Raw genomic sequence first — 12,461 nt, 5'->3', positions numbered from 1 at the left:
TTGACGACCATAGAGCATTGGAACCACCTGATCCCATCCCGAACTCAGTAGTGAAACGATGCATCGCCGATGGTAGTGTGGGGTTTCCCCATGTGAGAGTAGGTCATCGTCAAGATTAAATTCCAAAATCCCTGTCTGCTCACGCAGACGGGGATTTTGTTTTTGTAGAAGTCCCAAGTTTTCACAGAGACGTTTTCATAACGGATCTGATACCGAATTTCTTGACGACCATAGAGCATTGGAACCACCTGATCCCATCCCGAACTCAGCAGTGAAACGATGCATCGCCGATGGTAGTGTGGGGTTTCCCCATGTGAGAGTAGGTCATCGTCAAGATTGAATTCCAAAACCCCTGTCTGCTCACGCAGACAGGGGTTTTGTTTTTTGCGAGATAAAAATCTCCAACTTCCGTCATAGCCTCCACCTCTTCTGAAATGACACCAACCCTCAGGTCTTAGCCCTTACGTTTAACGTAAGCAGTTTATTGAGGCGATTCGGCAAGGGTGCCGAAACGGTGGTTACAAATAGCCGAGATAATCCGCTCATTTTTCCGCAGTGGGTGCCGACAGCCTAATTGAGCAATGTGTGAATCGGGTACAGAGCCCTTATCTGATGTCTTCCCTCACGCATCCCCCCTTTCGGCATAAGAAGTCCCATGAAATGAATCTAAAGTTCAGCCATAAAATCCTTCTGGCCGCTTCAGGAGTCGTGGTTCTGGCGTTCGCGTTTTTCACGTTGTACAACGACTATCTCCAGCGAAATACCATCAATCAGAATATTGAAAAGTCTGTGCAACAGGCAGGCAACCTTACCGCCAGCAGTGTTCAGAACTGGCTGGCTGGGCGGATCTTGTTACTCGAAAACCTGGCACAAAATATCGGCCATCAAGGTAACCAAGCAGATCTGGCTGGATTGGTCGACCAGCCTGCGCTGACCTCGAACTTTCAATTCACTTACGTCGGTCAAGCCAATGGTGTGTTTACCCAGCGCCCAGACGCCAAAATGCCGGAAGGATATGACCCCCGTCAGCGCCCTTGGTACACGCAAGCGGTAACTAACGGTAAACCTATGCTGACTGCGCCTTACATGGCTGCTGTAGGCGGTTTGATTGTGACCATTGCCATGCCCGTCAACAAAGATGGCCAGTTGCTGGGTGTTGTCGGGGGCGATCTGAGCTTGGATAGCCTGGTCAAAATTATTAACTCGGTGGATTCAGGCGGCTTGGGCTACGCATTTCTTGTGAGCGGTGATGGTCAGATCATCGTTAGCCCGGAAGAAAATCAGGTTATGAAAAATCTGAAGGATATCTATCCGTCCGGCTCACTGAAGATCGAAAAGGGCATTCAGCAAGTGAAGCTCAATGGTCATGAACGGATTATTTCCTTCACGCCGGTAACAGGTTTGCCATCCGCCGATTGGTACATCGGCCAATCGCTGGATAAAGATAAAGCCTACTTACCGCTATCCGAATTTCGTACTTCAGCATTAATTGCGATGTTTATCGCGGTAGCTGCCATTGCACTGCTTTTGAGTCTGTTGATTAAGGTGTTGATGCGCCCGCTGGTTACGATGGGCCGTGCCATGAAAGACATCGCACACGGGGAAGGAGATCTGACACGGCGTCTGGTGATTGAACATAAGGATGAGTTCGGCGAAATGGCGGGTTCGTTTAATCTGTTTGTGGAGCGTATTCACGCATCCATTTCAGAAGTGTCTTCTGCAACTCGCCAGGTTCATGATTTATCCGAGCGCGTTATGGCATCGTCCAATGCTTCCATCATCGGCTCCGATGAACAAAGTGCACGTACCAATAGCGTTGCTGCTGCCATCAATGAACTGGGTGCTGCTACTCAGGAAATTGCCCGCAATGCGGCTGATGCTTCGCAACATGCCAGTGGTGCAAGCGAGCAGGCAGATGATGGTCGCAAAGTGGTAGAGCAGACCATTCTGGCCATGTCTGAGTTGTCGCTGAAAATCAGCGAGTCGTGTGCGCAAATCGAAACCTTGAATGCCAGTACCGACAATATTGGCCATATTTTGGATGTGATTAAGGGTATCTCTCAACAAACCAACCTGCTGGCTCTCAACGCTGCCATTGAGGCCGCGCGTGCCGGTGAAGCAGGACGTGGGTTTGCGGTGGTTGCGGATGAGGTCCGGAATTTGGCTCACCGCACTCAGGAGTCGGCTGAGGAGATCCATAAAATGATCACCTCGCTGCAAGTGGGTTCCCGCGAAGCCGTCAGTACCATGAATGCGAGCCAGGCCTCGAGTGAGGAAAGCGTGGAGGTGGCCAACCAAGCCGGTGCACGGTTGATCAGCGTTACCAAGCGTATCGAAGAAATTGACGGCATGAACCAATCAGTTGCAGCAGCGACTGAAGAGCAAACGGCGGTTGTCGAAACCCTTAACGTCGATATCAACCAGATCAATCTGCTCAACCAGCAAGGTGTGGTCAACCTCACTGAGACTCTGAAGGACTGCGATGCATTATCACAGCAAGCAAGCCGGCTTAAACAATTGGTCGACAGCTTCAAAATCTAGAGTGATATCACACAGTAGTTGAATACTTATCCACAGCCCTGACGCTTCCAACGTCAGGGCTGTTTTGGTTTCTGGCTTTTCAGATACTGGGTAATGGCGTTGACGCCGCGTTGCAGGTGCTGTTCCAACTCTGCAATACACATCTCAACATTTCTGGCTCGGGCATGCCGTAGCAAAGCCCGGTGATCGTCCTGAGCCAGTTTCCCCAGATTCATATGTTCAAGGTTAAAACGTAGGAAGCGCTCTTCTTCAATAAGACCGGCTTCAACGAGAGCTAATAATTTCTTATTGGGAGCTTTGCAGTAGAGGGCCTGGTGAAACTGTCGATTGAGCAAGCCGATTTTTCCGAAATCTGTTTCGACTTCGAGTGCTTCGATATGGCCATCAGCGGCCTCCAGGTCTTCCTCGGTGAGCAGGGGGACCGATAATCGAATGGCTTGAGCCTCAAGCAATAAACGCAGCTCATAGGTTTGCAACGAATCATCTGCAATCAAAGGGGCAACCACTGCACCTTTGTACTGAACGACGTGAAGCAAGCCTTGAGCCTCCAATTGTCGCAAGGCTTCTCTGACCGGCATCCGACTGACGCCAAATAGTGTTGCAAGCGCCTCTTGCCGAATGGCCGTGCCGCAGGGAAGTCGTCCATCAAGGATGGCGGTGCGTAAAGTCTCCTCAATGTTCGATCGTGCCAAATGAGCCGGTATAGGACCTGATACGTCGAGGCAATGTAGCGGGGAAATTTTGACGGCCACGTTAAGACTACCTATGCCGAAATTGGGACATGCTTTTTGGATCCAATCCACGTTAGGTACTGACCCAGTCCCTGTCAAACCTTGTTACGATTAGTTTAACGTTACTCCACGTTCAGCGACCCTATAAGGCCATTCTCTTTTTCGATTGGAGGGTTAGTCCGGCCCTATCGACCTTTAATCGTGAACGGGCAAGGTATCCAGTCGGCAGCTCTATTTAACAGGTGAAGAATGGGCGTATTCAGCCGTAACGATGTACTCGTCACACCGCTTCGCGACCTTCATTTGTCTACAGGTGTGTTGGGCACACTGATTCGCCAGCCCATGTTGTGGGGTATTTTATTACTGGCCTGCACTGTGCGTTTTTATGGTTCCACCACCTCTGCGATTTGGTGTGACGAAGCTTCCAGCCTGATATTGAGCAATTACCCGCTTACAGGTATTTGGGAGCACGCGGCACATGATGTGCATCCACCGCTCTATTTCATGCTGTTGCACGGCTGGATAATGCTGTTCGGCGATAGCCTTGCATCGATTCGCACTTTGAGCGTATTACCCGGCATAGCCACGGTTGTGCTGGGGATGTGGCTGGTGCGGCTGGTTGCGCCACAACCGGTCGCGTTACTGGCAGGATTTCTATTGGCGTTGTTGCCGACCGCAGTGCGCTATAGCCAAGAGGTGAGGATGTACTCACTCATGGGTTTTTGGTTGATAGCCGCCACAATTGCGCTGATGTACTGGGTTAAAGCCCCGCACAAAAAGCGTTTCCTGGTTATTTACTGCGTGTTAATGGCCGCAGGCTTTTATGCCCATTACTTCACGGCCTTCTGTGTAATGGCTCATTGGCTGTATCTGTCGCTCACTGCCCGCCATACCGGCTACTTGATCAAACGCCCAGCCTGGTGGCTCGCCAATACCGCCATCGTGCTGTTGTTCCTGCCCTGGCTCCCCGGATTGTGGGATTTGCTTCACCACGTGGACGAACTCAAAAGCGGCGGTGATGTGGGTTGGGAGCCCGAGGTCGATTCGCACTCTTTACCCGGCATGATCTGGCAGCTGCTAATTCAGAGCGAAGGCGATGATCTGCCTTGGCCCCTGTTCTGGTTTGCCCCCTTTGCGCTAATGGCGGGTGCTGTGTGGTTGGCGATGCGAGATTCGACACCGCACAAATTCATCATCCTGATCGTGATCTATACCCTGCTGCCCATTCTGGCGATTTACGCCGTATCGTTTGTCTCGCCGTTGTTTATCGAGCGCTATGTGATGTTTGCTGCGCTGGGCATACCGATGATTGTCGCGATAGTTATTGATCGCGTGTACAAGCGCAGCCGGGTATTGGCCATCGCTGTACTGACCCTCTTTGTAGGGACTGAGCTTGCTGGCCTGCACAGTAATTTCTCCAGTGAGGCTGATCATTTCGACCGCTTGGTTCGTCACGTCAATCAGCAGTTCTTGCCGGGCGACAAGATCGTAGTCAGCGATCTGTTCTGGTATTTCAGTTATCTCTATTACAACAAGACTGGGGCAACCCCCATGCTGTACACGCCGCCCATGGCGGACGGCTCATCAGGGCGGCCAAACGATTACGGTTTTGGCACATTGGTGAACGCAGATGCAGCCAGAATCTACATTGACCATCTGACTGATTTACCCTCGCAAACAGCGCGCGTCTGGCTGATTAGCAGCAGCGTTCAGCCTGATGATTTCAGTTCGATTCCGGCCCGTTGGAACAAAGCGCAGGACATAACAGTCGATGATACGCAGGCTCGACTATATTTGACCTGCACTGGCGCTGACTGCGCCCCACCTGACTGGAGACCCTCCCATGCAAGAGCCAATCCCTAGCATCAACCTTCTGTTCGACCAACTTGGCCTGCCGTCATCCGATGCTGAGATAGAGGAGTTTATCGAGGCAAATCTGATGCCTGACGGCGTTAAATTGGTAGACGCTAAATTTTGGAGCCCAAGTCAACGGGATTTTTTGACGGAGCAGCTCAAGGCAGATGCCGAATGGGCGATTCCGGTCGATGAGCTAAATGAGCGATTGCACGTAAAACCCAAAATTGAGTAACAGAAATAACCAGCAACACTTGACTGTTATCATTTGGCACCCCAATAATAATAGTTAGCCAACTAACATTATGCGATGCCTCTTGCCAGACACTCTTGATCTGCTTCAAATGAATATCAGCTCCGGTATGGTGGTTGCGGCGCGTCATTGGCGTCGCGTCTGCCAGACCACGCTGCTTAATTACGGGATTACCGAAGCCTGTGCGATGCCGCTGTTGATCATCGGCCGCTTGGGTGAGGGCGTGCGCCAAGTCACTGTGGCCCAGGCGGCCGGCATGGAAAGCCCTTCACTGGTACGCCTGCTCGATCAGTTGTGCAGGGCCGGCTACGTAGTGCGCAATGAAGACGCAAGCGATCGCCGAGCCAAATCCCTGAGCCTGACCGACACCGGTCGTGCAGTGGCACAGGCGATTGAAGCGCAACTCGTAGAATTGCGACGCATGGCGTTGGCTGGAGTTTCTGTGGCAGACCAAGAAGCAGCATTACGTGTAATCAAAGCCTTCGAGGCGACAGGTCAGTTGCCTGATCGAGCATCATCTTGAGCGGTTTTTTCAGCAGTTTGCCGCCTGCTCGTGACTGGTTTTACGGTACGCGCACCTTTGCCGCGTCAATGCTCGCGCTGTATATCGCTTTATGGATGGAAATGCCGCGCCCGTACTGGGCCATGGCGACGGTTTACATTGTCTCCAGCCCCTTTGTCGGGCCGACGAGTTCTAAAGCGATCTACCGGGCGCTGGGGACGCTGATTGGCGCCGCGGCCGCCGTATTTTTTGTTCCATTATTTGTACAAACCCCCTTTTTGCTGGTGCTGGTGATCGCGCTTTGGACGGGCATTTTGCTGTTCTTGTCGCTGCACCTGCGCACGGCCAACAGCTATATTTTTATGCTCGCGGGCTACACCATGCCCATGATCGCCTTGCCGATTGTGGATAACCCGCTAAATGTATTCGACATTGCTGTTTCGCGAACCGAAGAGATCATGCTCGGTATTGTGTGTGCTGCCGTTGTCGGCAGCATGTTTTGGCCGCGGCGTCTGGCGCCTGTGTTTGTCGATGCTGCAACTCGTTGGCTGAACGACGCCGCCCACTACAGCAAACACTTTCTGGCTCGTGATGTAGACCCCGCCAGAGCCAGCGGTCTACGTTCCTCAATGGTGGCAACCTTCAACAGTCTGGAGTTGATGATTGGTCAACTGCCCCACGAAGGCGCCTTGCCGCAAACCGTGCGCAACACCAAAGAACTGCGCGGACGCATGATCCATTTATTGCCAGTGGTCGACGCACTGGATGATGCCTTGTATGCATTGGAGCGTCGTACCCCTGAGCAACAGGATAGAATTGAGCCACTGTTGGCTAAAACCCGGGACTGGCTTGAAAGCACTCAAGAGGGCGCCCCGGTCGAAGCCTGGAAGGCCTTGCGTCATGAACTGGAGCTGCTGCAGCCCAGCGCTGAAGCCTTGGATGAACGACGCCAGCTGGTTTTCTCCAACGTGCTCTATCGACTGGGGGAGTGGATCGATTTATGGCAAGACTGCCGCAGCCTTCAGCATGCGATCGCCACCGGCAGCCAGACGCCTTGGCGAGCGGTTTACCGACATTGGCGGCTGGGCCGTCTGACACCGTTCCTTGACCGTGGCCTGATGCTCTATTCGGCCTTTTCAACCGTGACCGCGATTGTGGTCGCCTCGGTGTTGTGGATATTGCTCGGCTGGTCCGATGGCGCCAGTGCCGTCATTCTGGCCGCCGTTGCCTGTAGTTTTTTTGCTGCGATGGACGACCCCGCACCCCAGATTTACCGGTTCTTTTTCTGGACCTCGTTGTCAGTCGTATTCGCCAGTCTGTATTTGTTCGTCATCCTGCCCAACCTGCATGACTTCCCCATGCTGGTGCTGGCATTTGCTGTGCCGTTCATCTGTGTCGGCACACTGACCGTACAACCGCGTTTCTACCTGGGCACCCTGCTGACCATTGTCAATACGGCGTCGTTTATCAGCATCCAGGGCGCTTACGATGCTGACTTTCTGGTGTTTATGAACGCAAACCTAGCTGGGCCCATTGGTTTGCTGTTCGCTTTCATCTGGACCTTGATTGCTCGCCCGTTTGGTGCCGAACTGGCGGCTAAGCGCCTGACTCGTTTCAGTTGGCGAGATATCGTCATGCTGACCCGCCCTGCGACTTTAGCCGAGCACCGGCACATGGGCGCGCAAATGCTTGATCGCCTGATGCAGCACCTGCCGCGACTGGCCTTGACCGGCCAAGACACAGGCAGTGCCCTGCGCGACCTGAGGGTGGCACTCAATGTGCTGGACTTGCTCGCCTATTCGCCGCGAGTCAGTGGCGAGCCACGACGCTTGTTGAGCCAGGTGGTGCATGAAGTCGGCGAATACTTCAGCGCTTGCCTCAAGGCCGGCGAGCGCTTGTCTATGCCCACTGACCTGCAAATGACTCTGGAGCGTACCCGCCGGGCACTGAATATTCATGACCTGCAAGACGAAGGTGATGCACGGGTGCACTTGCTTCATGCGCTGAGTGGGTTGCGTCTGGCGCTCTTGCCGGGTGTTGAATTCATCGTCGACCAAGACAACCTGCCTCAACCCCACAACCCTGGCCTGGATGGAGCGCCGCTATGATCGGTGAGGTAGATATCAGCGGGGTGTTTCTGCCGACGCTTCTGGTGTTGATGGGCATCACGTATTTACTGTTTTTGCTGATCCACGCAGTACTCACGCGTGTGCACTTTTACCGCCTGGTCTGGCACCGGGCTTTATTCAACGTCGGTCTCTACGCTCTGCTGCTCGGCGTTGTAGATTCGTTTAGTCGATACCTAATGACATGAAAAAACCTGTATTGACCTTGGGCCGCGTCGTTCTCACCTTATTGGTGGTCGCGTTTGCCTGCGTCGTGGTCTGGCGCATGACAATGTATTACATGTTTGCCCCCTGGACCCGCGATGGTCATATCCGTGCTGACGTGGTGCAAATTGCGCCTGATGTGTCAGGCCTGATCAAACAGGTGGATGTGCGCGACAACCAGCCCGTGATCCGCGATCAAGTATTGTTTGTCATCGATCAGGAGCGCTTCAAGTTGGCCTTGCGTCAAGCAGAAGCGACCGAGGCTGACCGCAAGGAAACACTGGCGCAGGCGCAGCGCGAAAGCCGGCGTAATCGAGGCCTGGGCAATCTGGTCTCCCGCGAGAGTCTTGAAGAGAGCCAGTCCCGAGAAATGCGTGCACAGGCGGCTCTGACCGAGGCTCAGGTTGCAGTGGACAGTGCCAAACTCAACCTTGAGCGCACAGTGGTACGCAGTCCGGTTGATGGCTACGTCAATGACCGCGCCCCCCGGCTCAATGAGTTCGTTACTGCCGGACGACCTGTTCTGTCGATCGTCGACAGCAGTTCGTTTCATATCGATGGTTACTTTGAAGAAACCAAGCTTGAAGGCATCCATGTCGGCCAGCGCGTTGATATTCGGGTAATGGGCGACAATGCTCGCCTTCGCGGCCATGTCGAAAGCATTGTGGCGGGCATAGAAGACCGTGACCGTACCAGCGGCCAAAATCTACTGCCCAACGTTAACCCTGCTTTCAGTTGGGTACGGCTGGCGCAACGAATCCCGGTGCGTATTGCGTTTGATGATGTGCCTGAAGATTTCCGCATGATCGCCGGGCGTACGGCAACTGTGTCGATCATCGATGACGCTCCCGACGCCAAGCCTGCGCAGGAGGCTGCGCAATGAAAGCTGTACACCTGGCGGCCGTAGGGTTGGGGTTACTGCTGTCAGGTTGTCAATTACTCGGGCCGGATTACCAACTGCCCAAAGATTCGGCGGTGCAGCGCCCGGACTTGCAGGGCGAGTTGGCGGGCGAGGGCGATAATGTAGTGTCAGCCCCCGTTCCGAACGACTGGTGGAAACTCTACCAAGACCCGACGCTGAACGCGTTAGTGCGCGAGGCCATGGCCTCCAACACCGATTTACGCGTAGCCGCAGCCAACTTGTTGCGCGCGCGGGCTCAGGTTGAGCAAGCGCAGTCGGCGGGCGGCTGGAGTGGTTCCGTGAAGGCGGGTGCGCAACGCTTGCAGGAGTCGGGTGAAGCGTTCTTGCTCGCAGACAAAGTGCCCGTGGCCAACGTTGGCGATCTGGGCATCAGCACCTCCTATCAGTTCGACCTGTGGGGTACGTTTCAGCGCGGTATAGAAGCCGCTCAGGCCAATGCCGATGCCACTCAGGCGGCAGCGGACACGGCACGTATCACCGTGGTGGCCGATGTTGTGCGGGCGTATACACAAGTGTGTTCGGCCAATGAAGAACGTGAAATCGCTGAAGAGTCATTACGCCTCCAGTCACAAAGCACAACCCTGACTCAGCGCCTGCGCGACGCGGGGCGTGGAGACGAAACCCAAGTAACACGTTCAGAAACTCAATTCAGATCCCTGCGTGCTGAACTGCCGCGCTATCAAGCCATGCGACAGTCGGGCCTGTTCCGCTTATCAATGCTTCTGGCCAAGCCGCTCGACCAACTTCCGGCTGGCGTGGCCACTTGCGCCGAACTGCCACACATCGGTCAATTACTGCCCGTGGGTGATGGCGCGGCACTGCTCAAACGCCGCCCTGATGTGCGTCAGGCTGAGCGCCATCTCGCCGCCGCCACCGCCCAGATTGGCGTAGCCACCGGCGCCTTGTACCCGGACATCAGCATCGGTGCGAGCATAGGCACCGTCGGGATTATCGACAATCTAGGTACTGCACCGACCAATCGCTGGGGATTTGGCCCGTTGCTGAGCTGGACCATCCCGACCAACGGCTCGCGGGCGCGGATTCGAGAGGCAGAAGCGGCCACTCAAGCTGCACTGGCCAAATTTGACGGCGTGGTGCTTAACGCCATCCGCGAAACCCAGACCAGCCTCGTCCAGTACACCGCTTTGCTGCAGCGCCGAGATGCGCTGGCTGAAGCGGATGAGTCGGCGAGAACAGCGGCCGAGCAAACCCGTCAGTTCTATCAGGCCGGGCGAGAATCGTTTCTCGCCGACCTGCAAGCCACCCGCACCTACACCGACGTGAAAGCTCAATTGGCAGCGGCCAACACCCAAGTCGCCATGAGCCAGATTGATCTGTTCCTGGCGCTGGGAGGCGGATGGGAGTCAGCGCAAAAGCCACAGGGCCCACATTCAACTGCGACTCAAGCTAAGCCGTGAGTTGTTTCAGTGTGCTGGTTCAGACATTTCTCTAAATTCTGTAGGAATAGACTTCTGTGCTCGTGATTTGAGCGACCTGGTGTACGCCTGAAGCGCCACCCTTCTGAGTTTGCCCCGTCACTTCCATGAGGCGGGGGCTGCCTTGCGTCTACCAGGTGAAGCAGCTGTCATCGTTCAAACGTTCTTTGCAGTGTTAACCTGCAGCCACTTTTTGGCCCATGAGGGGCCCAACAAGACCGCATATCTTTCAACACAACGGACATTGAACGGGTCAATTGATGAATAAACCATTAGGCGTACTGGTAGGAATTGTTGTCGTCGCAGGGGCCCTTAATACGGCTGGCGCTTGGTACACAGGCTCCAAGCTTGAGGGCGTACTCAAGACTTCTATTGAGCAGGGCAATCAAGCGCTTGCCACGCAGCTCAAAGGCACCGCGACCCGCGCCACTGTCGAATTGGTTTCCATTGATCGCGGGTTATATAGCAGCACCGCGCAGTACCGTGTGAACATCCAGGACGAATCCGCGGGCGCAGATGCGCAGCCGCTGGTCATGCAGTTTGTCGACCACATTGAGCACGGTCCGTTGCCGTGGTCTCGCATCAAGACGTTCAAGTGGATGCCAGTGATGGCGACCAGCAACTATTCGCTGGAAAAAACACCCTCCACTGAAAAATGGTTTAACGCTGCCAAAGATCAGTCTCCGCTTCAAGGCCAGGTCACGCTGGGCTACAACCGCTCGGTTGACGCCCATACGGAGATGTTGCCCCTTGAGCTGGCTCTGGATGAAAACACCAGCCTCAGCTTTTCGGGCTTGACCATGGACGCCCAGTCCGATGCCGATGGGCAAAACATTAAAGCTAAAGGCTACATGGATCATCTCAAAGTCCATGCCGTTTCAGCAGATAAACCCCCTGTACTGGTGGAGCTCAATGGGCTGACCCTGGCCAGCGACCTTAATAAAAGCCCTTATGGCTTCTATCTTGGGCAAAACATTCTGGAGCTGAGCGAAGGCCAACTGACCTTTGGTGAACGCCAATCGGTGGCCAAGATCAAAGGCTTTGAATACGCAGGCTCGGCGTCTGCCAAAGGCAGCCTGTTGTCCGGGCGTCTGGCCTACAACGTCGGTGACATCACACTGGACGGCAAACCTGTCGGCAGCGCGAAAATGGTCATGACGGCCAGTAGCGTGGATATTCCGGCCATGCAATCGCTTTTGCAGATCTACCAGACCAAGTTCCAGCCGCACGCCGATGGCACATTACCCGTGGCGCAGTTAACCCCGGCTGAACAAATACAGATGCAAGCCGACATCGAAAAAATGTTGGATGCCAAGCCTCAACTGGCGTTGGAAAACCTGACCTTTAAAACGGCCAATGGCGAAAGCCAGTTCAATGTTGCTGTGAGCCTGGCCAAGCCGGCCACGTTCGAACAACCGCCTATTGAACTGGTTAAGCAACTGGTGACATCACTGGACGCCAAGTTGCAATTGTCCAAACCGATGATTGCGGATTTGTCGGCTGTTGAAGCACAGCTAGACGGGCAAACCGACCCACATACCATTGTCGAAATGGCGCAACTGAACAGTGAAACGGCAGGTGTCCTGGCCGTACAGAGCGGGCTGGCAAAAGTGGAAGGTGCCAACATTCTTGCCTCCCTCAACTATGCCGCAGGCAAAGTGGATTTAAATGGTCAGAAAATGAGCCTTGAGGAGTTTATCGCCGCCATGATGAACCGTTTTGGTGGCATGAACGTTCAAGAGTAATTAGCGGTGTTTGTCAGCGGCTACAGGCCTGAAGGTTTGTAGTCGCTGACGACGTTCGAAGTCTGCGATCGACGGCAACTCGAGAAATCTTTCAATCCGCTACATCAGGTGGAGTTGCTTGCACGCAAAGGGCAGGCACAGGTCTTC

General features: G+C 54.3%; 10 protein-coding genes, 2 rRNA genes and 1 pseudogene. 12 read left to right on the top strand and 1 reads right to left on the bottom strand.

All coding sequences use genetic code 11. The annotated features are described in order from the left end of the window. From rrf (FJD38_RS09705) to FJD38_RS25115, 4 genes and pseudogenes are all read left to right on the top strand, one after another. Positions 1-115, top strand: a 5S ribosomal RNA gene (gene rrf / locus FJD38_RS09705). A gap of 105 nt (positions 116-220) precedes the next feature. After that, positions 221-336, top strand: a 5S ribosomal RNA gene (gene rrf / locus FJD38_RS09700). 276 nt (positions 337-612) lie between these two features. Next, positions 613-1,683 (top strand): annotated as a pseudogene (locus FJD38_RS25120) (HAMP domain-containing protein); the annotation flags it as partial. Further along, positions 1,657-2,541 carry a methyl-accepting chemotaxis protein gene (locus FJD38_RS25115; protein WP_411172347.1) on the top strand — a complete coding sequence of 295 codons (885 nt, stop codon included), beginning with the start codon at positions 1,657-1,659 and terminating at the stop codon, positions 2,539-2,541. The pseudogene FJD38_RS25120 and the gene FJD38_RS25115, both read left to right, overlap by 27 nt. Positions 2,542-2,594: 53 nt before the next feature. On the opposite strand, the gene FJD38_RS09690 is transcribed toward FJD38_RS25115, so the two are convergent. Next, a complete protein-coding gene (locus FJD38_RS09690; RefSeq protein WP_122785380.1) occupies positions 2,595-3,293 on the bottom strand; it encodes a GntR family transcriptional regulator in 699 nt (232 codons plus the stop codon). Positions 3,294-3,521: 228 nt separating this feature from the next. Here FJD38_RS09690 and FJD38_RS09685 point away from each other — a divergent pair, with 228 nt between their 5' ends. The 8 genes from FJD38_RS09685 (at position 3,522) to FJD38_RS09650 (ending at position 12,314) form a co-directional block, all read left to right on the top strand. After that, a complete protein-coding gene (locus FJD38_RS09685) occupies positions 3,522-5,135 on the top strand; it encodes a glycosyltransferase family 39 protein (protein WP_146385068.1) in 1,614 nt (537 codons plus the stop codon). Next, complete coding sequence (locus FJD38_RS09680) at positions 5,116-5,361, top strand: DUF2789 domain-containing protein (protein ID WP_146385066.1); 246 nt, start codon at positions 5,116-5,118, stop codon at positions 5,359-5,361. The genes FJD38_RS09685 and FJD38_RS09680 overlap by 20 nt, the downstream gene beginning before the upstream one ends. A gap of 109 nt (positions 5,362-5,470) precedes the next feature. Then, the gene (locus tag FJD38_RS09675) at positions 5,471-5,902 is read left to right on the top strand and encodes a MarR family winged helix-turn-helix transcriptional regulator (RefSeq protein ID WP_146385064.1); all 432 of its coding nucleotides are present in this window, start codon (positions 5,471-5,473) and stop codon (positions 5,900-5,902) included. Next, positions 5,899-7,989, top strand: a complete 2,091-nt coding sequence (locus FJD38_RS09670) for an FUSC family protein (protein WP_146385062.1) — start codon at positions 5,899-5,901, stop codon at positions 7,987-7,989. The genes FJD38_RS09675 and FJD38_RS09670 overlap by 4 nt, the downstream gene beginning before the upstream one ends. Beyond that, positions 7,986-8,195 carry a DUF1656 domain-containing protein gene (locus FJD38_RS09665; protein WP_122785375.1) on the top strand — a complete coding sequence of 70 codons (210 nt, stop codon included), beginning with the start codon at positions 7,986-7,988 and terminating at the stop codon, positions 8,193-8,195. The genes FJD38_RS09670 and FJD38_RS09665 overlap by 4 nt, the downstream gene beginning before the upstream one ends. Then, positions 8,192-9,094 carry an efflux RND transporter periplasmic adaptor subunit gene (locus tag FJD38_RS09660; RefSeq protein WP_146385060.1) on the top strand — a complete coding sequence of 301 codons (903 nt, stop codon included), beginning with the start codon at positions 8,192-8,194 and terminating at the stop codon, positions 9,092-9,094. Before FJD38_RS09665 ends, FJD38_RS09660 begins: the two co-directional genes overlap by 4 nt. Further along, on the top strand, positions 9,091-10,551 hold the full coding sequence (locus tag FJD38_RS09655; protein ID WP_146385058.1) for an efflux transporter outer membrane subunit: 1,461 nt from the start codon (positions 9,091-9,093) through the stop codon (positions 10,549-10,551). Before FJD38_RS09660 ends, FJD38_RS09655 begins: the two co-directional genes overlap by 4 nt. Before the next feature lie 278 nt (positions 10,552-10,829). Next, on the top strand, positions 10,830-12,314 hold the full coding sequence (locus tag FJD38_RS09650; protein WP_146385056.1) for a YdgA family protein: 1,485 nt from the start codon (positions 10,830-10,832) through the stop codon (positions 12,312-12,314). Positions 12,315-12,461 lie beyond the last annotated feature (147 nt).

It is taken from the genome of Pseudomonas saxonica (assembly GCF_007858365.1).
GTDB lineage: Bacteria > Pseudomonadota > Gammaproteobacteria > Pseudomonadales > Pseudomonadaceae > Aquipseudomonas > Aquipseudomonas saxonica.
The sequence above is the reverse complement of the archived record's forward strand: the minus strand, read 5'-3'. Positions and strand labels throughout refer to the sequence as shown.